The organism is Pantoea sp. PA1, from assembly GCF_056856975.1.
This window is the reverse complement of the sequence record NZ_JBXGEE010000001.1, coordinates 2,059,368-2,081,795: the sequence shown is the minus strand read 5'-3', so window position 1 is coordinate 2,081,795 and position 22,428 is coordinate 2,059,368. Positions and strand designations below refer to the sequence as shown.

Genomic DNA, 22,428 nt, shown 5'->3' with positions numbered 1-22,428 from the left:
AATCAGTTCCGCCTTCCGGCATCGTATTTACAGGAGTTCTCATGAAAGCTGTTCGTTCCACGCTACTGATCGCCGCCGTTGCACTGAGCGGCTGTGCCAGTTCGGGTTCCGGCACTGACAGCAGCCAGCAGGCCAGCTGGTGGAATCCGCTGACGTATCACTGGTCCTCGGCGCTGCCGTGGAACTGGTTCGGTTCATCGCTCACCGCGACGGAGCAGGGCGTAGGCGGACTGACCGCCTCGACGGCCATGAAAGAGGAGGCGATCAAAGCCGGCCTTAACGGGGATTACACCCTGCGTCAGGGCATGCGTGGCGAAAACGGTCAGGTGGTTGCGTTCTGGCAGGCGCTGGATGACGACAAGGTGAAGCTGGTGATTTACGGGCAGTCGCAGGTTGAACGCATTGAGGTGATGGACAGCCAGATTGCCAGCAGCGACGGCAGTAAAGTGGGCGATGCCTTCAGCAATAAGTTCACCAAAGCCTTCAGCAACTGCACCCTGGCCAGCGGAACGGATGCGCGAGACATAGCATGCCGGGCCCCTGGCAGTCAGCATCTCACCTATCTCTACCATGGCGACTGGCATGGACCGGAAGGACTGATGCCTTCTGATGACACGCTGAAAACCTGGAAACTCAGCAAAATCGTCTGGCAGCGTTAACTCTGCCTGCTAAACGCCATGCGCTGACGCGCCTGGTCACCCCCGCAGGCTGGTACTCGGCGGGGGTTATCCTCTCTGCGGCTTTTGCTGATTTCTGCATAAACTCTGCCGCTGTCTTATGCTTTTTTCGACTTTGAAATCATCAAACGATATATAAAACCGTTACTGGTTTTCCCTGAGTTATAAATAAACTGATGTTTCAGCGGGTGAGATCCGCATCAAATTTTTTTCAGGGTGCCAAATGACATTACAAGCGATGAAAAAAGTCGTGAGCGGTATCGCGTTGTCGCTGAGCCTTGCTGGCGCAGGCAATGCCACTGAACTTCTTAACAGCTCTTACGATGTGTCCCGGGAGCTGTTTGTTGCCCTGAATGCCCCTTTCGTTAAACAGTGGGATGCCAGCCATCCTGCCGACCCGCTGACCATCAAAATGTCCCATGCCGGTTCATCTAAACAGGCGCTGGCTATCCTGCAGGGACTGCGCGCCGATGTTGTCACTTACAACCAGGTGACGGATGTGCAGGTCCTGCATGATAAAGGCAACCTGATTGCCGCAGACTGGAAAAGCCGTCTGCCAAATAACAGTTCACCGTTCTATTCCACCATGGCGTTTCTGGTGCGCAAAGGAAACCCAAAGCAGATTCATGACTGGTCAGATTTGACCCGTAACGATGTGAAGCTGATTTTCCCCAACCCGAAAACGTCCGGCAATGGTCGCTATACCTATCTGGCCGCCTGGGGGGCTGCTGATAAAGCGGACGGTAACGATCAGGCTAAAACCCGTGCCTTTATGACGCAGTTTCTGAAAAACGTTGAAGTTTTCGATACCGGGGGCCGTGGTGCGACCACGACCTTCGCTGAGCGTGGTCTGGGCGACGTGCTGATTAGCTTTGAGTCGGAAGTAAACAATATCCGCAATCAGTACGGCAAAGATGAGTATGAGGTGATCGTGCCGAAAACCAACATTCTGGCGGAGTTCCCGGTGGCGTGGGTAGATAAAAACGTTGCCGCTAACCATACCGCGGATGCGGCCAGTGCCTATCTCCGCTACCTCTACACACCGGAAGCGCAGACGATTATTACGCACTACTACTATCGCGTGAACAATCCGCAGCTGATGGCAGAGCAGAAGGATCGCTTCCCGCAGACCAGCCTGTTCCGGGTTGAAGAGGCCTTTGGCGGCTGGGACAACGTGATGAAAACGCATTTCGCCAGCGGCGGTGAGCTGGATAAATTGTTAGCGGCGGGGCGTGGATAATGTTTGCAGCAAGTCATAAACGCGTGTTGCCCGGCTTTGGACTGAGCCTGGGCACCAGCCTGCTTTTTACCTGCCTGATTCTGCTGCTGCCCATCAGCGCCGTGATCATGCAGCTGTCACAGATGACCCTTCAGCAGTACTGGGATGTGGTGACCAACCCGCAGCTGGTTGCGGCCTACAAGGTTACGCTGCTCTCCGCCGGTGTCGCCTCGCTGTTTAATGCGGTGTTCGGCATGCTGATGGCGTGGATCCTGACCCGCTACCGCTTCCCGGGCCGCACGCTGCTGGATGGCCTGATGGATCTGCCGTTTGCGCTGCCGACCGCCGTCGCGGGCCTGACACTGGCCGGACTCTTTTCGGTCAACGGCTGGTATGGACAGTGGTTTGCCCATTTCGATATCAAAATCTCCTACACCTGGATCGGCATCGCCATCGCCATGGCCTTCACCAGCATCCCGTTTGTGGTGCGCACGGTACAGCCGGTGCTGGAGGAGTTAGGCCCGGAGTATGAAGAAGCCGCGGAAACGCTGGGTGCCACACCGTGGCAGAGCTTCCGTCGGGTTGTGTTACCGGAAGTCGCCCCGGCGCTGCTGGCGGGCACGGCGCTCTCCTTTACCCGCAGCCTGGGGGAGTTTGGTGCGGTGATCTTTATTGCCGGTAACATCGCCTGGAAAACGGAAGTGACCTCGCTGATGATTTTTGTCCGGTTGCAGGAGTTTGACTATCCGGCCGCCAGCGCCATCGCCTCGGTGATCCTGGCCGCCTCGCTTATCCTGTTATTTGCGATTAACACCTTACAGAGCCGCTTTGGCCGTCGACTGGGAGGTCACTAATGGCTGAGGTCTCACAACTGAATCATGCGGATCGCCAGCCGGTGAACTGGGGAAAATGGCTGCTGATTGGTATCGGTGCGCTGCTCTCGATTCTGCTGCTGCTGGTGCCGATGGTCTCCATCTTCTGGGAGGCGCTGAATCAGGGGCTGCTGGTCTCCCTGAGCAACCTGGCTGACCCCGATATGCTGCACGCCATCTGGCTGACGGTGATGGTGGCGCTGATCACCGTTCCGGTTAACCTGGTGTTCGGCACGCTGCTCGCCTGGCTGGTGACCCGCTTTACCTTTCCGGGGCGTCAGCTGCTGCTGACCCTGCTTGATATTCCGTTTGCCGTGTCGCCGGTGGTGGCCGGTCTGATGTATCTGCTGTTCTGGGGCGTCAACGGTCCGGCGGGCGGCTGGCTGGATGCGCATAACATCCAGGTTATGTTCGCCTGGCCGGGCATGGTGCTGGCGACCGTGTTTGTGACCTGTCCGTTTGTGGTGCGCGAACTGGTGCCGGTGATGCTGAGCCAGGGCAGTCACGAAGATGAAGCGGCAGTGCTGCTGGGCGCTTCAGGCTGGCAGATGTTCCGTCGTGTGACATTGCCGAACATTCGCTGGGCGCTGCTGTATGGCATCGTGCTGACCAACGCCCGTGCGATTGGTGAATTTGGTGCGGTCTCGGTGGTATCGGGATCGATTCGCGGTGAGACCTATACGCTGCCGCTTCAGGTTGAATTATTGCATCAGGATTACAATACGGTCGGCGCCTTCACCGCTGCCGCGCTGCTGACCCTGATGGCCATTGTAACGTTGTTTCTGAAAAGTATTGTGCAGTGGCGTCTGGAGCAACAGCACAAGCACCTGCAACAGGAGGGAAATCATGAGCATTGAGATTAACAAGATCAACAAATCCTTTGGTCGCACCTCGGTGCTGAACGATATCTCTCTGGATATTGCCTCGGGTGAAATGGTGGCGCTGCTTGGCCCATCCGGCTCCGGTAAAACCACGCTGCTGCGCATTATTGCCGGGCTGGAGCATCAGAACAGCGGCCAGATCCGTTTTCATGGCAACGATGTGAGCCGTCTGCATGCGCGCGATCGTCAGGTTGGATTTGTTTTCCAGCACTATGCGCTGTTCCGCCATATGACGGTGTTCGACAACATCGCCTTTGGCCTGACGGTACTGCCGCGTCGGGAACGTCCTTCTGCGGCCGAGATCAAACAGCGTGTTACCCGTCTGCTGGAGATGGTGCAGCTGGCCCATCTGGCGAACCGCTTCCCGGCTCAGCTGTCGGGCGGGCAGAAACAGCGTGTGGCGCTGGCGCGTGCGTTAGCGGTAGAACCGCAAATCCTGCTGCTGGATGAACCTTTTGGCGCGCTCGATGCGCAGGTGCGTAAAGAGCTGCGTCGCTGGCTGCGTCAGCTGCATGAAGAGCTGAAATTTACCAGCGTGTTTGTGACCCACGACCAGGAAGAGGCGATGGAAGTGGCAGACCGCGTGGTGGTGATGAGCCAGGGTAATATCGAGCAGGTCGGCACGCCAGATGACGTGTGGCGCGATCCGGCAACCCGCTTTGTGCTGGAGTTCCTGGGTGAAGTGAATCGCTTTGATGGTGAGATCCACGGGTCGCAGTTCCATGTCGGCGCGCATCACTGGCCGCTGGGGTATACCTCGGCACATCAGGGCCCGGTTGAGCTGTTCCTGCGTCCGTGGGAAATCGATGTGTCCCGCCACAGCAGCCTGGAAACCCCGCTGCCGGTGCAGGTGCTGGAAGTGAGTCCGCGTGGACACTTCTGGCAGCTGGTGGTGCAGCCCGCTGGCTGGCAGAGCGAGCCGTTTTCGCTGGTATTTGAAGGTGAACAGACCGCCCCGATTCGTGGCGAACGCCTGTTTGTTGGCCTGCAGCAGGCGCGTCTCTATAAGGGTGATACCCCGCTGCGCGCTGTTGCCTTTGCCCAGAGCGCCTGATATTTTCTGATCAACACCGGGCGGGAGTGTGACTCCCGCCTTTTTTTTGCCTTCTGTTTGCATTAAGCCAGGAACCTTACCGTGACGACTCTTGAAAATACCATCGGCAATACCCCGCTGGTCAGGTTACAGCGCCTGACGCCCGCTAACGGCAGTGAGGTCTGGCTTAAGCTGGAAGGCAACAATCCGGCGGGTTCGGTCAAGGATCGTGCGGCCTGGTCGATGATCAATCAGGCGGAGCTGCGCGGAGATATCACGCCCGGCGATCAGCTGATCGAAGCCACCAGTGGCAACACCGGCATTGCGCTGGCGATGATCGCCGCGATGAAAGGCTACCGTATGCGCCTGCTGATGCCGGACAACATGAGTCAGGAGCGGCAGGATGCGATGCGTGCTTATGGGGCAGAGCTGATACTGGTGCCGCGCGAGCAGGGAATGGAAGGGGCGCGCGATCTGGCGCAGGCGATGGCGGCACGCGGCGAGGGCCGGGTGCTGGATCAGTTCAACAATCCCGATAATCCGCTGGGCCACTATCAGACCACCGGCCCGGAGCTGTGGCAGCAGTCGAATCAGCGTATGACCCATTTTGTCTCCAGTATGGGCACCACCGGCACGATCACCGGCGTGGGACGCTACCTGAAAGAGCACAACACCGGCGTGCAGGTCATTGGCTTACAGCCCAGCGAGGGCAGCAGCATTCCGGGCATCCGTCGCTGGCCGCTGGCCTATCTGCCGGGGATCTACCGTCCCAATCTGGTGGATGACGTCATCGATATGACGCAGAAGGAAGCGGAGGAGACCATGCGGGCGCTGGCACGCCGTGAGGGCATCTTCTGTGGCGTCAGTTCAGGCGGCGCGGTGGCGGGGGCACTGCGCATCGCCGAGGCAAATCCGGGAAGCGTGGTGGTGGCGATCGCCTGCGATCGCGGCGATCGTTATCTTTCGACCGGTCTCTATCACCCGTAACCGCTGTGGATGCGAAACCTGGCCTGTGAAGCGTCTGCTGCCCACAGGCCTTTTTTTTGCCCGGTTTACTGTGCCAGCGAGTGTGAATCTGTAAGGATCACGTAAATCAGGCTGCGCCGTTCAGCCGCACAGGTGAAAATAGCGCCCGTTCTCCGGAGAAATGACCATGAAAATTCTGCTTGTTGATGATGATGTAGAGCTCGGCACGATGTTAAGCCAGTACCTGATTGCGGAAGGCTTCGATGCTCAGCTGGTGCTGACCGGCAGCGCCGGGATTCAGGGCGCGCTCTCCGGCCAGTTCACCGCGATGATCCTGGACATCATGCTGCCCGACATGAGTGGCATTGACGTTCTGCGGCAGGTGCGTCAGAACAGCCGTATACCGGTGATCATGCTGACCGCCAAAGGCGATAACATTGACCGCGTAATCGGTCTGGAGATGGGGGCCGATGACTATATGCCCAAGCCCTGCTATCCGCGCGAGCTGGTGGCACGTCTGCGGGCGGTGCTGCGGCGTTTCGAAGAGCAGGCTCCGCAGCCGGATAGCCAGGAGCCGCTGCGCTGGGGGGCGCTGACCCTCAATCCCGCCACCCGTATCAGTGAATGGCAGGAGAAAGCCTTCGATCTCACCGCCTCGGAATTTAATCTGCTGGAACTGCTGATGCGCGCCCCGGACAGGGTGGTCTCAAAAGATGAGCTGTCGGAGAAGGGACTTGGTCGCCCGCGCGAGGCGTATGATCGCAGCGTCGATGTGCATATCAGCAACATCCGTCAGAAGCTCAGTGCCTTAACCGCTGACAGCATCACGATCGAAACCGTTCGCAGTATCGGTTATCGCATTCGATGAGGCACTACCGTGGACGCCTGTTCTGGAAGATCTTTATCGGCTTCTGGATCGTCTTTGTCATCATCAGTCAGCTTATCTGGCTCGGCTTTTCGCTCTCCGGTAGACGACACGAGCCGCCTGAACTGGTGGCGGTCCGCCGCGTGGCCGATCTGCAACTCACCTCGGCGGCGACGGTGCTGGCGCAGAACGGGCCTGAGGCGCTGAACGCGATGCTGTCGGGCTGGGACGAACGTGACCGGCAGTTTTTCCACATCCTGCCACAGGCGCAACCGTCGCCTGCACAGGCTAACCCGGATGGGGAGGCGCATCGGCCCGCCGAAAGTGAGCGCTGGGTGCGCGGCGCCGATGGAAAAGGGTATCAGCTGCGCTATGACATTGATGGCATGCGAAAAGAGAGCATGATGAACAGCATGCCGCGCAGATTCCTCAATATCCCTGAGCCGATGTTTGTCTTCGCCGGTTCGGTAGGATTACTCTTCAGCCTGCTGCTTGCCTGGAATCTGACGCGACCCATGCGTCAGCTGCGCGAAGGGTTCTCCCGGGTCGCAGAGGGCGATTTAAGCGTGCGGCTTTTTCCGGTGATGCGTAAACGGCATGATGAGATTTCTGATGTCGCCCGGGCCTTCGATACCATGGCTGAGCGGCTGGAGACCCTGGTCCACGCGCGCGAAGAGCTGCTGCACGATATCTCACACGAGCTGCGTTCACCGCTGGCGCGCCTGCAGCTGGCGACCGGGCTGGCCAGGCAGACGCCTGAAAATGTGCACAGTTCGCTCGATCGTATCGACGAAGAGGCGCGCCGGCTGGATAAGATGATCGGTGAACTGCTGACGCTGTCGCGCGCTGAGCATGAAAGTATTCCGGATGAGCAGTACTTTGACCTCACCGGCCTGCTGGAGGCGGTGATCACCGATGTCCGCTATGAAGCGCAGCTCCCCGGTGTGCAGGTGGCGTTTCAGGTGGACAATCGGGCCGACTACACCGTGCGTGGCAATGCCGAACTGATACGGCGCGCCACCGAGAATGTGTTACGCAACGCGCTGCGCTTTTCCCTGCCAGGCCAGCGGATCGAGGTTGAACTGCGCACCGCGCAGCAGTGGCTGGAAATTCAGGTGCGCGATCAGGGGCCGGGTGTCGATGAAGAGAAACTCTCCAGCATCTTTGACCCGTTTGTGCGGGTCAACTCACCGCTGATGGGAAAGGGCTATGGCCTCGGGCTGGCGATCGTCCGCAAAGTGGTGCTGGCGCATCAGGGTGAAGTCGAGGCACGGAACCGGCCGGAAGGAGGGCTGGAACTGACGCTGCGGCTGCCGCACTGGCCCTCCTGAAAAGCGCAGAGAGCAGAAACGAAAACGGCACCCGAAGGTGCCGTCAGAGCAGGAACAAAGCCTTATTTTCTGATGCGAATCACCGGCGTTTCGCCGACGGTGACCTGGCCAGAGAGCTTAATCAGTTCCTTGATTTCATCCATGTTGGAGATAACAACCGGAGTCAGGGTTGATTTCGCTTTCTCTTCCAGCAATGGCAGATCGAACTCGATAACGACGTCGCCTTTTTTGACCTTCTGGCCTTCTTCAGCGATGCGTTTGAAACCTTCACCTTTCAGTTCAACCGTATCGATACCGAAATGCACGAACAGCTCAATGCCGTTGTCCGATTCGATTGAAAAAGCATGGTTGGTTTCAAAAATCTTACCGATAGTGCCATCCACCGGCGCAACCATTTTGTTGCCAGTCGGTTTGATCGCGATACCGTCGCCCACGATTTTTTCTGCAAACACCACATCTGGTACGTCTTCAATATTCACAATTTCGCCTGACAGAGGCGCTACGATATCGATTGTCCCAGCGCTATCCGTTTTTTCGCCAAAAAGTTTAGAAAACAAACCCATGATCTTCTCCTAAGCAGTAATTTGGGGCCAGCATCATGCAGATTAGCAGAGCGTTTTTTCTTTAATGAACTTGTTCACCAGGTTCATTAAATCTTCCGCTGTCGGTTGAGCCAGTGCCTGCTCTGCCAATGCCTTCGCATCTTCAAAATTAGTATTACGAATGATTTTCTTGATGCCAGGGATAGAAATGGCACTCATGCTGAACTCGTCCAGCCCCATTCCCAGTAACAGTAGTGTAGCACGTTCATCACCTGCCAGCTCACCACACATGCCGGTCCATTTACCTTCAGCGTGAGATGCATCAATGACTTGCTTAATTAAGTTAAGCACAGACGGCGTCATTGGATTGTACAGGTGCGAAATCAAATCGTTACCACGATCGACCGCCAGAGTATACTGCGTCAGATCGTTTGTCCCAATACTGAAGAAGTCGACTTCTTTCGCCAGATGACGTGCAATCACCGCTGACGCCGGGGTTTCCACCATGATACCGACTTCGATGGACTCGTCGAACGCTTTGCCTTCTTCACGCAGCTGCGCTTTCAGCAGTTCCAGTTCCGCTTTCAGCGAACGCACTTCTTCAACGGAAATGATCATTGGGAACATAATGCGCAGTTTGCCGAAGGAGGAGGCGCGCAGGATAGCACGCAGCTGCGCATGCAGAATCTCTTTGCGGTCCATGGCGATACGGATAGCGCGCCAGCCGAGGAAAGGGTTTTCCTCTTTCGGCAGGTTCATGTAAGGCAGATCTTTGTCACCGCCGATATCCATGGTACGGACGATAACGGCCTGTGAACCCATGGCTTCAGCGACGGCTTTATACGCCTGGAACTGCTCTTCTTCGGTCGGCAGCGCGTCACGATCCATGAACAGGAACTCGGTGCGGTAAAGACCCACGCCTTCTGCGCCATTGCGCTCTGCGCCGGCGACGTCGCGCACGGTGCCGATGTTGGCGCAGACTTCAACCTGATGACCATCCAGCGTGACCGCAGGCAGGTCTTTCAGCTTGGCTAATTCGTGTTTTTCCGACAGATACTGGTTCTGTACGGCTTTCAGCTCTTCCTGAACGGCGTCAGAAGGATTGACGTGAATCGCATTGTTCACACCATCCAGGATCAGGAAGTCGCCGTTTTTAACCGTGACGGTGACATTGCCGGTGCCGACAATGGCTGGGATCTCCAGCGAGCGCGCCATGATTGAGGTATGTGAGGTACGGCCACCCAGATCGGTAATAAAGCCCAGCACCTTTTTCAGGTTCAGCTGTGCGGTTTCTGACGGCGTTAAATCTTTTGCTACCAGAATGGATTCATCCGGAATGGCGCTCAGGTCAACGATATGCAGACCGAGGATGTTTTGCAGCAGACGCTTACCGATGTCGCGCACGTCAGCCGCACGCTCTTTCAGGTACTCATCGTCTAACTCTTCCAGCGCTTTCGCCTGACCATCGATAACCGAGTCGACAGCAGCATCGGCAGAGGCGTGATCTTTTTTGATCAGGTCGATGATTTCCTGCTCCAGCTCTTCATCTTCCAGCAACATAATGTGGCCTTCGAAGATCGCAGCTTTCTCTTCACCGAGGGTTTCACCCGCTTTGACGCGAATCGCTTCCAGTTGCTGTGCCGCTTTACCGCGACCATCGAGGAAGCGCTGAACTTCCTGCTCAACCTGGTCATCAGAAATTTTTTTACGGTTGATGACGATCTCGTCTTCTTTCAGCAGCAGTGCTTTGCCGAAAGCGATACCTGGTGATGCTAAAATGCCTGAAATCATAACGCTACCTTTTAATCACGATGGCTGATGGGACTCTTTGCGGTGCCATTGTCGCGGGACACGTACTCTACGAAAGCAATAACGCGGACAGATTGTCCGCGATCAAGATGTTTGCACTCAATGGCGCAGAGGAGTCGATTGGCTGGAGAGCTGAGCGGAGATTACTCCAGTTCAGCCATCAGTTTGACCAGATGCTCAACTGCTTTCTGTTCGTCTTCGCCTTCTGCTGACAGGGTCACAACGGTTCCCTGCGTTAAACCCAGTGTCTGCAGCTTGAACAGGCTCTTGGCGCTGGCAGATTTACCGTTAGAGGTCACAGTGATTTCTGACTGGAAAGCTTTGGCTTCTTTAACGAATTGCGCTGCTGGGCGAGTATGCAGACCGTTTGGTGCAGTAATGGTAACTTCTTGCTGGAACATTCTATTTCCCCAACGTTATCAGAATGAGTGTTATGGATCTAAAGTCTAGCCTGGAGCCTTCACTTTAGCCTGTGTCGGTGCGCGGGTATAGCTTCATGCTGACCCAGGACGCGCATGCGTCAAATCGACATTCCGTTGCGTCGTAAAACCGATTCTACACGTCACCGGTTAATTATGCCGTGATTCGCCGTTTCACTGAATCCGTAAATCGATTCAGCTTGATCCACTTCAAACGCGGATTAATTTCAGGCATCGAAATAATTGGCAGTCTAAATACCAGAGCGGCGTCACTGAAATCAATCTGCCGGGTGGTGAAAGTGAGATCTGCGCCACAAAAAAGCACCCGGTCGGGTGCTTTTTGCGGCATTTTCAGACTTTCTGCCCCGACTACTGCAGCTCTTTTTCTGTAAAGAGATCGGCGAACAAAGCGGTACTCAGATAGCGTTCACCTGAGGAGGGGAGAATCACCACGATATTCTTGTTGGCGAAGGTTTCCTCTTCCTGCAACTTCAGTGCGGCGGCGACCGCAGCACCGGAGGAGATACCGGCCAGAATGCCTTCCTGCTCCATCAGCAGACGCGCAGTGCTGATCGCTTCCTCATTCGTGATGGCCACAACCCGATCAACCAGATTCAGTTCGAGGTTGCCCGGAATAAAGCCTGCGCCGATCCCCTGGATTTTGTGAGGGCCAGGTTTGATCTCCGCACCTGCCAGGGCCTGAGCAATGACCGGCGAATCGGTTGGCTCCACCGCGACGGTGATCAGATCTTTTTTACCTTTGGTGTTCTTGATGTAGCGGCTCACGCCGGTCAGCGTACCGCCGGTGCCGACACCAGCAATAAAGACATCCACTTCGCCGTCGGTATCTTCCCAGATTTCCGGGCCGGTGGTCTTTTCATGGATCTCCGGGTTAGCCGGGTTGCTGAACTGCTGCAGCAGGACATATTTATCCGGGTCGCTTGCAACAATCTCTTCAGCTTTGCCGATAGCCCCTTTCATGCCTTTGGCACCTTCAGTCAGGACCAGATTCGCGCCCAGCGCTTTCAGCAGTTTACGACGCTCAACGGACATCGTCTCAGGCATGGTCAGGGTCAGTTTATAACCGCGCGCGGCGGCCACATAGGCGAGGGCAATCCCGGTATTGCCGCTGGTCGGTTCAACCAGTTCAATACCCGGTTTCAGAATACCGCGTTTCTCTGCGTCCCAAATCATATTGGCACCGATACGGCATTTTACGCTGAAGCTCGGGTTACGGGATTCAACTTTCGCAAGGATGCGGCCGTTACCGATGCGGTTCAGTCGAACCAATGGCGTATGACCAATTGTCAAAGAGTTGTCTTCGTAGATCTTACTCATAGCCTGTCCTTAACTGTATGAATTATTGGGAACCCTATGAGCATACCTGTTCTGCCTGGGGGCGGAAGGAAAGAAATCGCATATCTATATGTCACCCGGCAATAAGCCTTGTTAAAAAGAGCATAAGGCGCGCTGATATGTTCAGCGCACTTCCTGCCGTGCCAGTTGCTGCCGGTAGCGATCGACCCACATCGCTGTGGCCCCGCAGACGGCTACCGGCATGATGACCAGGTTCAGCACCGGGATCATGGTAAACAGACTGGTAAGCGCACCAAACTGCATATTGGCGGTTTTATGCCGACGCAGGGCGTTACGCATCTGCTGAAAAGGCACTTTGTGATTATCGAAGGGGTAGTCGCAATACTGGATCGCGAGCATCCAGGCGCTGAACAGGAACCACAGCACGGGCGCAACCGTCTGGCCGAAACCCGGGATAAAGTAGAGCAGCAGCAGTCCCACCGCACGTGGCAGGTAGTAGCCCAGCTTTTGCAGCTCGCGCTTCATGATGCGCGGCACATCTTTGATCAGACCCGCCCAGCCGCTGTCAGGCAGCGGTTTACCGGTCAGGCGTCCCTCAAGCTGCTCGGCCAGCAGGCCGCAAAACGGTGCGGCGATAAGGTTAGCGAGGGTGGAAAAGAAGTAGCTGAAGACCAGCACAATCGCAATCACCGACAGTGGCCATAACAGATAGCTGAGCCACTGCAGCCAGTCCGGAATCGAGGCCATTAGCCGCGGGATCCAGTCACCCAGACGATAGAAAAGCCAGATGAATGCGCCACCCAGCATCAGAATGTTGATCAGCAGCGGCATGACTACAAAGCGACGAATGCCAGGCAAACGCATCAGTTTCCAGCCCTGGCTGAAGTAGTGTATGCCGTTAAAATCTGAGACGGACTTCTCAAGGGCCATATAGGCAATTCTCCTGAAGGTAATAGGGCGGGCCCACTATAACCTGGCTTTTTCCCCAGGCCAGGTGCCGTTTGGGTAAAAAAACAGCAAAAAAGCGTGGGTTGCCTATCTTATTTGTTAGAAAATAGTGCACAGACTTGCACTTGTGTAGCAGGGCAAATACAGTTAGAGGATAAAGTTTGCCGCGGTGGCAAGGTATTGGAACAACAGAGAATACAATGATGCAGGATTTGCGTCTGATATTAATCGTTGTTGGCGCGATCGCCATAATAGCGCTCCTTCTTCACGGACTGTGGACCAGCCGTAAAGAGCGTTCGTCAGTGTTCCGCGATCGCCCGCACAAACGTCTGAAACAACGTGATGAACATGATGAGCCGGACCTGATCGACGACGAAGATGATGGCGTCGGCGAGGTTCGTGTTCGCGCTGAGCGCAGCAACCATCAGGAACCGCGTTTCGATGATATTCGCGAATCCCAGCCGGTTGCGCCGCGTAAGCCCGCGCCTGCTGAGCCTGTACGCCAGCCAGCGCCACGACCTGCTCCGCAAGCCGAACCGGAAAGCGATCCGCTTTTCAGCCCTGCTCCTCAGCCGCGTCCGGAACCGGCTCGTCAGCAGCAACAGCCTGCGCCTGCTTTTGTCGCACCGCCTGTGCAGGCCGATCCGCTGCTGGACCTGGACCCGCTGGAATCGGTGCAGCCCGCACCGCAGTACCAGGCTGAACCCGAGCCGCAGCCTGAAATCACTCAGGCGCCGGAACCGACTCCCGTTCCGCCGTCTGCACCTGCCGCACCGGCAGAGAAGCCGAAAGAAGCGGTGCTGGTTCTGCACGTTGCCGCACACTCGGGTGGCGAACTCAATGGTGAGGCTCTCCTCCAGGGGATTCTGCAGGCGGGTTTCCAGTTTGGCGAGATGAACATCTTCCATCGCCATCTCAGTCCGGCAGGCAGTGGTCCGGTCCTGTTCAGTCTGGCCAATATGGTCAAGCCTGGCTCGTTTAACCCTGACCTGATGACAGATTTCAGCACGCCGGGTATCTCTATCTTTATGATGGTGCCTTCCTATGGCGATGCGAATCAGAACTTCAAGCTGATGCTGCAGTCGGCACAGCGCATCGCTGATGACGTTGGCGGCGTAGTGCTGGATGATGAACGTCGCATGATGACGCCGCAGAAGCTGGAAACTTACAAGGCGCGTATTCGCGATGTGGTCGGTGTCTGACCACGGCGCAAACCGCTATCTGAACTGTTAAAACAAACCCCCGCATGTCGGGGGTTTTTTATCTGATGGGGCTTTATGAAATCCGTCCAGGATCACATCACCGAACTGCGCACTACGTTGCGTCATCACGAATACCTCTATCACGTCATGGATGCACCGGAAGTGCCGGATGCCGAATATGATCGCCTGATGCGTGAACTGCGCCAGCTGGAAGCGGATCATCCCGATCTCATTACGCCGGACTCACCAACCCAGCGCGTCGGCGCTGCGCCGCTGACGGTGTTTGAACAGGTTCGCCATGAAGTCCCGATGCTGTCGCTGGACAACGCCTTCGATGAAGCGACCTTTATGGCCTTCAACAAGCGGGTGCGCGATCGGCTGAAAAGCAGTGAAGAGATTACCTACTGCTGTGAACTTAAACTCGATGGCTTAGCGGTCAGCCTGATGTATGAAAACGGGCTGCTGGTTCAGGCCGCAACGCGGGGAGACGGCACCACCGGTGAGAATATTACCGCCAACGTGCGCACCATTCGCGCTATTCCGCTGCGTCTTAAAGGTGACAACATTCCGGCGCGGCTGGAAGTGCGTGGCGAAGTCTTTATGACGCAGCGCGGCTTCGAAAAGCTGAATGAGGAAGCGCGCCGCACGGACGGCAAAGTCTTTGCTAACCCGCGCAACGCAGCGGCAGGTTCGCTGCGTCAGCTTGATCCGCGCATCACCGCAAAACGTCCGCTGACCTTCTTCTGCTACGGTTTCGGCCTGCTGGAAGGCGGTGAGATGCCGCACAGTCACATGGCACGCCTGCAGCAGTTCAAAGCCTGGGGGCTGCCGGTCAGCGACCGCATTAAGCTGGTGCATAATGCGGAAGAGGCGCTGGCTTTTTATCACGACGTTGAGCAACAGCGCCCCAGTCTCGGATTTGATATCGATGGCGTGGTCATCAAAGTCGATTCACAGGCGCAGCAGGAACAGCTGGGCTTTGTGGCGCGTGCGCCGCGCTGGGCGATAGCCTTTAAATTCCCGGCGCAGGAGCAGCTGACCTGGGTGCGGGATGTCGAGTTCCAGGTTGGCAGGACCGGGGCTATCACTCCTGTCGCCCGCCTGGAGCCGGTGCAGGTAGCGGGTGTGATTGTCAGCAACGCCACGCTGCATAACGCCGATGAAATCGCGCGGCTGGGACTGCGCATCGGGGACCGGGTCGTGATTCGCCGTGCAGGCGACGTGATCCCGCAGGTCGTGAATGTGGTCACCGCTGAACGTCCTGAAGAGACGCGTGAAGTGGTGTTTCCCGCTCACTGCCCGGTCTGTGGTTCTGAGGTGGAACGGGTCGAAGGCGAATCGGTCACGCGCTGCACCGGCGGTCTGATTTGCGGCGCGCAGCGAAAAGAGGCGCTGAAGCATTTTGTCTCGCGCCGTGCGCTCGATGTTGACGGCATGGGCGATAAGATTATCGACCAGCTGGTGGAGAAAGAGTATGTCTCGACCCCCGCCGATCTCTTCCGTCTCACGGCGGGTAAGCTGACCGGGCTGGATCGCATGGGGCCAAAATCGGCGCAGAACGTGGTGGATGCGCTGGAAAAAGCGAAGTCGACGACGCTGGCGCGTTTCCTCTATGCGCTGGGGATCCGTGAAGTGGGCGAAGCCACCGCCGCCAATCTGGCAAACCACTTTGGTGAGCTGCAGAAGGTGATGGATGCCGATCTGGAGGCGCTGATTGCCGTGCCGGATGTGGGTAAGGTCGTCGCCGCGCACGTTCGCAACTTTATGGAAGAGGAGAGCAACCGCGAGGTCATCCGCCAGCTGACGGACGATATTGGTGTTCACTGGCCGGCTGTTGTGGTGGTGAAAGCCGAAGAGATTGACAGTCCGTTTGCCGGGAAAACCGTGGTGCTGACCGGTTCGCTGTCGCAGATGAACCGCGACGATGCCAAAGCACAGCTGATCGCGCTGGGAGCTAAAGTCAGCGGCAGCGTGTCGAAGAAAACGGATCTGCTGATTGCCGGTGAAGCGGCGGGTTCCAAGCTGGCGAAAGCGCAGGAGCTGGGCATCGAGGTGATCGATGAAGCTGAAATGATCCGTCTGCTGGGTGCCTGAGATGGATAAGCATCAGCTGGTGGCGATAGCGAACACGGCGATGCCGTTCGGGAAATATAAAGGGCGGATGCTGATCGATCTGCCTGAACCCTACCTGCTGTGGTTTGCCCGCAGTGGCGACTTCCCCTCCGGCCAGCTGGGTGATCTGATGCAGCTCACGCTGACAATAAAAATCGAAGGTCTGGAAGGGCTGGTGAAGCCGCTTCAGACCCGGAAATAACATGGCCCGCACAGGCGGGCCATGCAGACTATTTCTGCGACTCCATCACGGAGGTTTTCACCTCTAAAGCCTGCTTTTTCTCACCGCTCTTCTTGTAGCGTCCGGCGATGAACGAACAGACCATCAGCTGAACCTGATGGAAGATCATCAGAGGCAGCACGATAATCCCCACGGTACTGGCCGGGAACAGGATATTTGCCATCGGTACCCCATTCGCCAGACTCTTCTTCGATCCACAAAACAGCACCACAATCTCATCGGCGCGTTTGAAGCGGAACAGGCGCGAAGCCAGCAGGTTGATAATCAGCACGGTGGCCAGCAGCAGAATGGAGCCTGCCACAATCCAGAGCAGGGTAATCACGCCCACGCGATGCCAGATGCCGTTCACCACCGCCTCACTGAAGGCACTGTAGACCACCAGCAGAATCGAGGTCTGGTCAGTTTTGCCAATCAGGCTGCGGTGCTTTTCAACCCAGCCGCCGATCCAGCGGCGTGAAAGATGGCCCAGTATGAACGGCACCATTAGTTGCAGCATAATCTTACCGATCTGCTCCAGACCGTCAGTCGGCGCGCTGCTGTGGATATCCATCACCACATTCACCAGCAACGGGGAGATGAAGACCCCCAGCAGGCTGGATGCCGAGGCGCTGCACACGGCGGCGGCGACGTTACCGCCGGCCATCGAGGTAAATGCGATGGCGGACTGCACGGTGGCAGGCAGGATACAGAGATAGATAAAGCCGGTATAAATTTCCGGACCGACATCAACCGGATGCCACCAGACCAGCAGCATGCCCAGCGCCGGAAAGAGCACAAAGGTGCTGAACATGATCCAGAGATGCAGCTGCCAGTGGCTGCTTCCCGCAATGATCTTCTCCCGCGACAGCTTGGCACCGTGCATAAAGAACAGCAGTGCGATAGCCGCGGTGGCGAGGTAGCTGAAGATATCGACGTAGATCCCTCTGGCAGGCAGGAAGGTGGCCAGCAGCACGGTGATGATGAGCTTAACCATCATCGGATCAAGTTTTAAAAATCCCATTGTTAAAATCCGGTAAATTTTTCAATAGGCCGATTGTGCGGGAATCATTTTTAGAAATAAAATTGATTTATTGCATTAATCTATGAGCATAATCGATGAATTATACCCTGCGTCAATTGCGGACTTTCATTGCGGTGGCACATTACGGTGGTTTCAGCCAGGCAGGGCAGGCGATAGGCCTGAGCCAGTCGGCGGTGAGTCACAGCATCAAAGAGCTGGAGGCGGAAACTGGCGTGCGGCTGCTGGATCGCACCACGCGCGAGGTGATGCTGACCGAGGCAGGAAAACAGCTGGCATCCCGCATGGAACGTCTGCTGGAGGAGATTAATACCACGCTACTGGATATCCGCAGTTTTGGCGAACAGCGTAGCGGCACCGTGCGGGTGGCAGCCAGCCAGACGATTTCCGCGCATCTGATGCCTCAGTGTCTGGCGGCCAGCCAGCAGCACTTCCCCGACATTAAAGTCATACTGCACGACCGCGCGCAGCAGTGGGTGCTGCAAAGTGTGCGAAACGCCGAAGTCGATTTTGGCATCGTAATCGGGCCGCTGCGCGACAGCGATTTTGACACGATTGCCATTCTCGATGAGCCTTTCTTACTGTTGTGCCGGGATGATGATCCGCTGGCGCGGGTGGACAGGGCGGAATGGTCGATGCTGGATGGGCGCACGCTGGTGTTGCAGGATTATGCATCCGGCAGCCGGGTACTGATTGATGCAGCCATGCAGCAGCAGAATATTCAGGCAGAGGTAGTGCAGGAGATTGGTCATCCTGCCACGCTGTTTCCGATGGTGCAGGTAGGGATTGGTATCAGTATTCTGCCCGCGCTGGCATTACCTCTGCCGGCGGATCGCGCGCTGACCGTGCGGCGGCTTTATCCCGAGATCAATCGAAGTCTGACCCTCATTAAACGCAAAAACCGCTCGCTGACGCCCGCCGCCGAAGCCATCTGGCAGGAGGTGCGCCAGCAGGCGGCGCTGCTGGCGCAACAGCGGGCCATTACGCCCGCGTTTTAGATATAGACATCGACATTATTTTTGTCAGTCGGGCGGTTAATCCCGTTCGCCTTGCTTTCACTGACCGGATTAACACTGTCGCTTTTCTGCTGCGCCTTTTCGGCCTGCTCAGCCTGCTTCTTCTGCAACTGAGCAATCTGCGCTTCCAGCATGGTGATCTGCGACTGGTACATCTGCGCTATTTTAGATTTCTGGTCTTCGTCAAGATCGTGGTTGTCGGCCAGCTCTTTGACTTTTTTCATCACGCTCTGAATCTGTTTATTCAGTGCGGCGATCTGCGAGGCGATACTGCCGCCGCCGCTGTCACCGCCACCTGACATAACTTTTAAAACTCCGGCTATTGAGGACATCATTTTCTCCCTGTAGTTCGTCTATAAGGTTATCGGCGCAGGCAGGAATAACTGAAGTGTCAAAAAGAGCAGGGGAGTAAAAAAGCAGATTCTTCTTCTGAAAGCCCCTTTCTGAGGGGAGTCGTCATTCAGGCTGAGCCTGGCGCAGTAAAATAAACGTGGCACTCAGGCAGCCAGAATAAGTGAAGGGGAGGACTGAAACGCATAAGCGGCTAAAGCACAGAAACGAAAAAAGCGCCTGAAAGGCGCTTTTCTCTGAATTGGTGGGTCGTGCAGGATTCGAACCTGCGACCAATTGATTAAAAGTCAACTGCTCTACCAACTGAGCTAACGACCCGAAGTGGTGGGTGATGACGGGTTCGAACCGCCGACCCCCTCCTTGTAAGGGAGATGCTCTACCAACTGAGCTAATCACCCACTTCGTACTTCAGTAGTGCTAACAGGCAAGATATGGTGGGTGATGACGGGTTCGAACCGCCGACCCCCTCCTTGTAAGGGAGATGCTCTACCAACTGAGCTAATCACCCATATCTTCATACCTGTTCACTGCGGGCACCCTGTTAAGAGTGGTGGGTGATGACGGGTTCGAACCGCCGACCCCCTCCTTGTAAGGGAGATGCTCTACCAACTGAGCTAATCACCCCCGCTGTGTGGAGTCGCATTATAGGGATAGTTGATTTTGAGTCAACGCTTTTTAAAACATAAATGTTCGTTCGGTTTATTTTTAAACATCCTGTCGCGCTTTTAGCCAATATGCTGGTTTTACTGGCAGAAAAGCGCCTTTTCACGGCCGGCAACCGGCCGGCATCCATTGAGGATTCATGGGCAGATGCTAGAATGTGCCCACTGTTTTTCGCGTCTAACCTGTTTTTTGTCATCCAGACAACGAACCCGCGCATCTAAGGCAATACTCAATGAAAATCAAAACACGCTTCGCGCCCAGCCCGACCGGCTACTTACATGTCGGTGGCGCTCGTACCGCACTTTACTCCTGGCTTTTTGCCCGTCACAACCAGGGCGAGTTTGTGCTGCGCATCGAAGACACCGATCTGGAGCGCTCCACGCCGGAAGCCATTGAAGCCATCATGGATGGGATGAACTGGCTGAGCCTCGACTGGAATGAAGGCCCTTACTACCAGACTAAACGTTTTGATCGCTACAACGCGGTCATTGATGAAATGCTGGAAGCGGGCACCGCCTATAAATGTTACTGCTCTAAAGAGCGTCTGGAAGCGCTGCGTGAAGCGCAGATGGCCAATAATGAAAAGCCGCGTTATGACGGCCGCTGCCGTGACAGCCATGAACATCATGCCGATGATGAGCCCTGCGTCGTGCGCTTCCGCAATCCACAGGAAGGCTCGGTCATCTTTGACGACCAGATCCGTGGCCCGATTGAGTTCAGCAACCAGGAACTGGATGACCTGATCATCCGTCGTACCGACGGGTCGCCAACCTACAACTTCTGCGTCGTCGTGGATGACTGGGATATGGGTATCACCCACGTTATTCGCGGTGAAGACCACATCAACAACACGCCACGCCAGATCAACATCCTTAAAGCGATCGGTGCACAGGTTCCGGTCTATGCGCACGTTTCGATGATCCTGGGCGATGACGGTAAAAAACTCTCCAAACGTCACGGTGCGGTAGGGGTTATGCAGTATCGTGATGATGGCTACCTGCCGGAAGCGCTGCTGAACTACCTGGTGCGTCTTGGCTGGTCACACGGCGATCAGGAAATTTTCAGCGTAGCTGAAATGACCGAGCTGTTTACCCTGGATGCGGTCAGCAAGTCTGCCAGTGCGTTCAACACTGAGAAACTGCAGTGGCTGAACCATCACTATATTAACGCGCTGCCGCCTGAATATGTGGCGACCCATCTGCAGTGGCATATTGAACAGCAGAACATTGATACCCGCACCGGCCCGGAACTGGCGAAGCTGGTTGGCCTGCTGGGCGAACGCTGCAAAACGCTGAAAGAGATGGCGGAATCGTGCCGCTACTTCTATGAAGACTTTACCGAATTTGATGCGGATGCCGCGAAGAAACATCTTCGTCCGGTGGCGCGTCAGCCGCTGGAAGTGGTGCGTGATAAGCTGGCCGCAATCGCTGAATGGAACGCTGAAAACGTGCATCAGGCTATTCAGAGTACGGCAGATGAGCTGGAAGTCGGGATGGGCAAAGTCGGCATGCCGCTGCGTGTTGCGGTGACCGGTGCTGGTCAGTCTCCGGGTCTGGATGTCACCGTGGAGGCGATTGGCCGCAACCGCAGCGTGGCGCGCATTGAGCAGGCTCTGGCCTTTATCAGTGAGCGGGAAGCGCAGGCTTAATTCACACAGCCGGAAGCTTCACGCTTCCGGTTTCTTTACTCCTGGCTGATGCCCAGTCGCTGCAGAACGCCTTTTATCCCTTCACGTAAGATTAACGCAGTGAACTGATCCTGCTCTTCCTGACTCATTTGCTGGACGGAACTTATTAATAACGCAGGTAACGAATTGGCTGCGGCACCGTAGGTTGCCACCGGTTCGTGGAGATTGCGGGTAGACTGTATAAAACTTTTCACACGCTCATCAATATGGATAAGACGCGCTTTGCCGCCTTGCACACCGGGCTTCGGTGTCGTCGTCCAGTTCTCACGCTTAATCCATTTATTCACCGTTTGCCGACTGTAACCCGTTTCTGCAGCCAGCTCTTCGGGAGTAAGCCATTCCTTTTTCACGATGCTATCCCTGTTAAATACATTAGCGGTACATATTACAGCAAAACCTAACGCGTGAAAGTAACTGAAGCAGAAATTGCCTTTTGTCGCTCGACAAAAGGCAAAAGAGGATTATTGCGGGTTGCTGGCAGGTTCAGCGGCAGGACGGAAGGCAAGGAAGTAGGCCAGGCCGACGAAGACGGCGCCCCCTACGGCATTGCCTGCGAAGACGGCAACGAAGTTGGGGAAGTATTCCGCCCAGCTCAGCTGACCGGCAAAAATGGCGGCCGGAATAATGAACATGTTCGCGACGACGTGCTGGAAGCCGATGGCCACAAACGCCATGATCGGGAACCACATGCCAAAGATTTTGCCCACCACATCTTTACTGGCAAACGCCAGCCAGACCGCCAGGCAGACCAGCCAGTTGCAGCCGATGCCGGAAATAAAGGCGTGCAGGAAATCGGCGTGAACTTTTGCCGAGGCGATGGCCACGGTCTTCTTCAGATAATCGCCTTCGGTCATGCCCAGGATGTGGCCAAAGAACCAGGCGACAGCCACGCTGCCGAGGAAGTTAGCCAGGGTTACCCAGAACCAGTTGCGCGCCACGCTCATAAAGCTGATGCGACGGGCGAACCAGGCGACAGGCAGGGTCATCATATTACCGGTCAGCAGCTCACCACCGGCCAGTACGGTCAGAATCAATCCGACCGGGAAAACGGCTGCACCGAGCAGGCCGCCAAAGGAGCCCCAGTCTGCAGGCAGGGAGTTAATGACATGAAGATCCAGCAGGAAGCCGGTCGCGATAAACGCGCCCGCCAAAAAGCCGAGAATCAGAAGGATGCTGACAGGCACACGGCTTTTAGCCACGCCTGCCTGGATCGCCAGTTGTGCGATTTCTTTAGGTGTATGCAGCGACATAGTATCTCA

The 22,428-nt window shown here is 56.1% G+C and carries 23 protein-coding genes and 4 tRNA genes; 13 read left to right on the top strand and 14 right to left on the bottom strand.

Annotated features, from left to right (window positions below; all coding sequences use genetic code 11):
• Positions 1–41: 41 nt before the first annotated feature.
• The 8 genes from AC1V0D_RS09985 (at position 42) to AC1V0D_RS09950 (ending at position 7,844) form a co-directional block, all read left to right on the top strand.
• Positions 42–659 carry an RpoE-regulated lipoprotein gene (locus AC1V0D_RS09985; protein ID WP_350769210.1) on the top strand — a complete coding sequence of 206 codons (618 nt, stop codon included), beginning with the start codon at positions 42–44 and terminating at the stop codon, positions 657–659.
• A gap of 241 nt (positions 660–900) precedes the next feature.
• Positions 901–1,917, top strand: a complete 1,017-nt coding sequence (locus tag AC1V0D_RS09980; RefSeq protein WP_482907349.1) for a sulfate ABC transporter substrate-binding protein — start codon at positions 901–903, stop codon at positions 1,915–1,917.
• Entirely contained in the window at positions 1,917–2,750 is an 834-nt protein-coding gene (cysT, locus tag AC1V0D_RS09975) for a sulfate/thiosulfate ABC transporter permease CysT (protein ID WP_009088836.1), read from the top strand. The genes AC1V0D_RS09980 and cysT overlap by 1 nt, the downstream gene beginning before the upstream one ends.
• Positions 2,750–3,625, top strand: a complete 876-nt coding sequence (gene cysW / locus AC1V0D_RS09970) for a sulfate/thiosulfate ABC transporter permease CysW (protein WP_482907348.1) — start codon at positions 2,750–2,752, stop codon at positions 3,623–3,625. Before cysT ends, cysW begins: the two co-directional genes overlap by 1 nt.
• Positions 3,615–4,703: a sulfate/thiosulfate ABC transporter ATP-binding protein CysA gene (gene cysA, locus AC1V0D_RS09965; RefSeq protein WP_140029689.1), complete on the top strand. Its 1,089-nt coding sequence runs from the start codon at positions 3,615–3,617 to the stop codon at positions 4,701–4,703. The genes cysW and cysA overlap by 11 nt, the downstream gene beginning before the upstream one ends.
• An 81-nt stretch (positions 4,704–4,784) precedes the next feature.
• Complete coding sequence (cysM, locus tag AC1V0D_RS09960; RefSeq protein WP_046102338.1) at positions 4,785–5,669, top strand: cysteine synthase CysM; 885 nt, start codon at positions 4,785–4,787, stop codon at positions 5,667–5,669.
• A gap of 166 nt (positions 5,670–5,835) precedes the next feature.
• Positions 5,836–6,516, top strand: a complete 681-nt coding sequence (locus tag AC1V0D_RS09955; protein WP_009088840.1) for a response regulator transcription factor — start codon at positions 5,836–5,838, stop codon at positions 6,514–6,516.
• A complete protein-coding gene (locus AC1V0D_RS09950; RefSeq protein WP_482907347.1) occupies positions 6,513–7,844 on the top strand; it encodes a HAMP domain-containing sensor histidine kinase in 1,332 nt (443 codons plus the stop codon). Before AC1V0D_RS09955 ends, AC1V0D_RS09950 begins: the two co-directional genes overlap by 4 nt.
• 62 nt (positions 7,845–7,906) lie before the next feature.
• Here the strand turns inward: AC1V0D_RS09950 and crr are convergent, their stop codons facing one another.
• The 6 genes from crr to cysZ all read right to left on the bottom strand — a co-directional run bounded on the left by crr (position 7,907) and on the right by cysZ (position 12,861).
• The gene (gene crr / locus AC1V0D_RS09945) at positions 7,907–8,407 is read right to left on the bottom strand and encodes a PTS glucose transporter subunit IIA (RefSeq protein WP_009088842.1); all 501 of its coding nucleotides are present in this window, start codon (positions 8,405–8,407) and stop codon (positions 7,907–7,909) included.
• A 42-nt stretch (positions 8,408–8,449) separates the two neighbouring features.
• A complete protein-coding gene (gene ptsI / locus AC1V0D_RS09940) occupies positions 8,450–10,177 on the bottom strand; it encodes a phosphoenolpyruvate-protein phosphotransferase PtsI (RefSeq protein WP_009088845.1) in 1,728 nt (575 codons plus the stop codon).
• A gap of 161 nt (positions 10,178–10,338) precedes the next feature.
• Positions 10,339–10,596 (bottom strand): phosphocarrier protein Hpr, encoded by a 258-nt coding sequence (ptsH, locus tag AC1V0D_RS09935; protein ID WP_003848868.1) that lies wholly within the window; start codon positions 10,594–10,596, stop codon positions 10,339–10,341.
• Positions 10,597–10,768: 172 nt separating this feature from the next.
• Complete coding sequence (locus AC1V0D_RS09930; protein WP_058957424.1) at positions 10,769–10,963, bottom strand: hypothetical protein; 195 nt, start codon at positions 10,961–10,963, stop codon at positions 10,769–10,771.
• 20 nt (positions 10,964–10,983) lie between these two features.
• Positions 10,984–11,952 carry a cysteine synthase A gene (gene cysK / locus AC1V0D_RS09925; RefSeq protein WP_009088849.1) on the bottom strand — a complete coding sequence of 323 codons (969 nt, stop codon included), beginning with the start codon at positions 11,950–11,952 and terminating at the stop codon, positions 10,984–10,986.
• A 141-nt stretch (positions 11,953–12,093) separates the two neighbouring features.
• Positions 12,094–12,861, bottom strand: coding sequence for a sulfate transporter CysZ (cysZ, locus tag AC1V0D_RS09920; RefSeq protein ID WP_046102335.1), 768 nt, complete (start codon positions 12,859–12,861; stop codon positions 12,094–12,096).
• 218 nt (positions 12,862–13,079) lie between these two features.
• Between cysZ and zipA the strand changes: the two genes are divergently transcribed.
• The 3 genes from zipA (at position 13,080) to AC1V0D_RS09905 (ending at position 16,395) form a co-directional block, all read left to right on the top strand.
• Positions 13,080–14,081 (top strand): cell division protein ZipA, encoded by a 1,002-nt coding sequence (gene zipA, locus AC1V0D_RS09915; protein ID WP_482907346.1) that lies wholly within the window; start codon positions 13,080–13,082, stop codon positions 14,079–14,081.
• Positions 14,082–14,156: 75 nt separating this feature from the next.
• Complete coding sequence (gene ligA / locus AC1V0D_RS09910; RefSeq protein WP_009088853.1) at positions 14,157–16,175, top strand: NAD-dependent DNA ligase LigA; 2,019 nt, start codon at positions 14,157–14,159, stop codon at positions 16,173–16,175.
• Position 16,176: 1 nt separating this feature from the next.
• Positions 16,177–16,395 carry a DUF3820 family protein gene (locus tag AC1V0D_RS09905; RefSeq protein WP_009088854.1) on the top strand — a complete coding sequence of 73 codons (219 nt, stop codon included), beginning with the start codon at positions 16,177–16,179 and terminating at the stop codon, positions 16,393–16,395.
• Between the two features lie 28 nt (positions 16,396–16,423).
• On the opposite strand, the gene AC1V0D_RS09900 is transcribed toward AC1V0D_RS09905, so the two are convergent.
• On the bottom strand, positions 16,424–17,434 hold the full coding sequence (locus AC1V0D_RS09900) for a bile acid:sodium symporter family protein (protein WP_111208557.1): 1,011 nt from the start codon (positions 17,432–17,434) through the stop codon (positions 16,424–16,426).
• Between the two features lie 95 nt (positions 17,435–17,529).
• Between AC1V0D_RS09900 and AC1V0D_RS09895 the strand changes: the two genes are divergently transcribed.
• Positions 17,530–18,450, top strand: a complete 921-nt coding sequence (locus tag AC1V0D_RS09895) for a LysR family transcriptional regulator (RefSeq protein WP_058957427.1) — start codon at positions 17,530–17,532, stop codon at positions 18,448–18,450.
• On the opposite strand, the gene AC1V0D_RS09890 is transcribed toward AC1V0D_RS09895, so the two are convergent.
• The 5 genes from AC1V0D_RS09890 to AC1V0D_RS09870 form a co-directional block, all read right to left on the bottom strand.
• A complete protein-coding gene (locus AC1V0D_RS09890) occupies positions 18,447–18,800 on the bottom strand; it encodes a FlxA-like family protein (RefSeq protein ID WP_033736159.1) in 354 nt (117 codons plus the stop codon). The genes AC1V0D_RS09895 and AC1V0D_RS09890 overlap by 4 nt on opposite strands.
• Positions 18,801–19,061: 261 nt before the next feature.
• Positions 19,062–19,137 (bottom strand) — tRNA-Lys (locus AC1V0D_RS09885).
• Between the two features lie 4 nt (positions 19,138–19,141).
• Positions 19,142–19,217, bottom strand: a tRNA-Val gene (locus AC1V0D_RS09880).
• 34 nt (positions 19,218–19,251) lie between these two features.
• A tRNA-Val gene (locus AC1V0D_RS09875) sits at positions 19,252–19,327 on the bottom strand.
• A 40-nt stretch (positions 19,328–19,367) separates the two neighbouring features.
• Positions 19,368–19,443: transfer RNA gene (locus AC1V0D_RS09870), tRNA-Val, on the bottom strand.
• Positions 19,444–19,714: 271 nt separating this feature from the next.
• Between AC1V0D_RS09870 and gltX the strand changes: the two genes are divergently transcribed.
• Positions 19,715–21,130, top strand: coding sequence for a glutamate--tRNA ligase (gene gltX, locus AC1V0D_RS09865; RefSeq protein WP_140029683.1), 1,416 nt, complete (start codon positions 19,715–19,717; stop codon positions 21,128–21,130).
• A gap of 35 nt (positions 21,131–21,165) precedes the next feature.
• Here the strand turns inward: gltX and AC1V0D_RS09860 are convergent, their stop codons facing one another.
• Both AC1V0D_RS09860 and AC1V0D_RS09855 read right to left on the bottom strand, forming a co-directional pair.
• Positions 21,166–21,519, bottom strand: a complete 354-nt coding sequence (locus AC1V0D_RS09860; RefSeq protein ID WP_009088863.1) for a YfeC-like transcriptional regulator — start codon at positions 21,517–21,519, stop codon at positions 21,166–21,168.
• A gap of 111 nt (positions 21,520–21,630) precedes the next feature.
• Entirely contained in the window at positions 21,631–22,419 is a 789-nt protein-coding gene (locus AC1V0D_RS09855; protein WP_009088865.1) for a formate/nitrite transporter family protein, read from the bottom strand.
• Positions 22,420–22,428: the final 9 nt, after the last annotated feature.

Excerpts from the sequence above, each read along its gene's own strand:
- AC1V0D_RS09950 (WP_482907347.1), top strand. The coding sequence starts at position 6,513 with ATGAGGCACTACCGTGGACGCCTGTTCTGGAAGATCTTTATCGGCTTC.
- cysK (WP_009088849.1), bottom strand. The coding sequence starts at position 11,952 with ATGAGTAAGATCTACGAAGACAACTCTTTGACAATTGGTCATACGCCA.
- AC1V0D_RS09930 (WP_058957424.1), bottom strand. The coding sequence starts at position 10,963 with ATGCCGCAAAAAGCACCCGACCGGGTGCTTTTTTGTGGCGCAGATCTC.
- gltX (WP_140029683.1), top strand. The coding sequence starts at position 19,715 with ATGAAAATCAAAACACGCTTCGCGCCCAGCCCGACCGGCTACTTACAT.
- AC1V0D_RS09890 (WP_033736159.1), bottom strand. The coding sequence starts at position 18,800 with ATGTCCTCAATAGCCGGAGTTTTAAAAGTTATGTCAGGTGGCGGTGAC.
- crr (WP_009088842.1), bottom strand. The coding sequence starts at position 8,407 with ATGGGTTTGTTTTCTAAACTTTTTGGCGAAAAAACGGATAGCGCTGGG.
- ligA (WP_009088853.1), top strand. The coding sequence starts at position 14,157 with ATGAAATCCGTCCAGGATCACATCACCGAACTGCGCACTACGTTGCGT.
- cysW (WP_482907348.1), top strand. The coding sequence starts at position 2,750 with ATGGCTGAGGTCTCACAACTGAATCATGCGGATCGCCAGCCGGTGAAC.
- cysA (WP_140029689.1), top strand. The coding sequence starts at position 3,615 with ATGAGCATTGAGATTAACAAGATCAACAAATCCTTTGGTCGCACCTCG.
- ptsI (WP_009088845.1), bottom strand. The coding sequence starts at position 10,177 with ATGATTTCAGGCATTTTAGCATCACCAGGTATCGCTTTCGGCAAAGCA.
- AC1V0D_RS09905 (WP_009088854.1), top strand. The coding sequence starts at position 16,177 with ATGGATAAGCATCAGCTGGTGGCGATAGCGAACACGGCGATGCCGTTC.
- ptsH (WP_003848868.1), bottom strand. The coding sequence starts at position 10,596 with ATGTTCCAGCAAGAAGTTACCATTACTGCACCAAACGGTCTGCATACT.
- AC1V0D_RS09985 (WP_350769210.1), top strand. The coding sequence starts at position 42 with ATGAAAGCTGTTCGTTCCACGCTACTGATCGCCGCCGTTGCACTGAGC.
- AC1V0D_RS09895 (WP_058957427.1), top strand. The coding sequence starts at position 17,530 with ATGAATTATACCCTGCGTCAATTGCGGACTTTCATTGCGGTGGCACAT.
- AC1V0D_RS09980 (WP_482907349.1), top strand. The coding sequence starts at position 901 with ATGACATTACAAGCGATGAAAAAAGTCGTGAGCGGTATCGCGTTGTCG.
- cysZ (WP_046102335.1), bottom strand. The coding sequence starts at position 12,861 with ATGGCCCTTGAGAAGTCCGTCTCAGATTTTAACGGCATACACTACTTC.
- AC1V0D_RS09855 (WP_009088865.1), bottom strand. The coding sequence starts at position 22,419 with ATGTCGCTGCATACACCTAAAGAAATCGCACAACTGGCGATCCAGGCA.
- AC1V0D_RS09900 (WP_111208557.1), bottom strand. The coding sequence starts at position 17,434 with ATGGGATTTTTAAAACTTGATCCGATGATGGTTAAGCTCATCATCACC.
- cysT (WP_009088836.1), top strand. The coding sequence starts at position 1,917 with ATGTTTGCAGCAAGTCATAAACGCGTGTTGCCCGGCTTTGGACTGAGC.
- zipA (WP_482907346.1), top strand. The coding sequence starts at position 13,080 with ATGATGCAGGATTTGCGTCTGATATTAATCGTTGTTGGCGCGATCGCC.
- AC1V0D_RS09955 (WP_009088840.1), top strand. The coding sequence starts at position 5,836 with ATGAAAATTCTGCTTGTTGATGATGATGTAGAGCTCGGCACGATGTTA.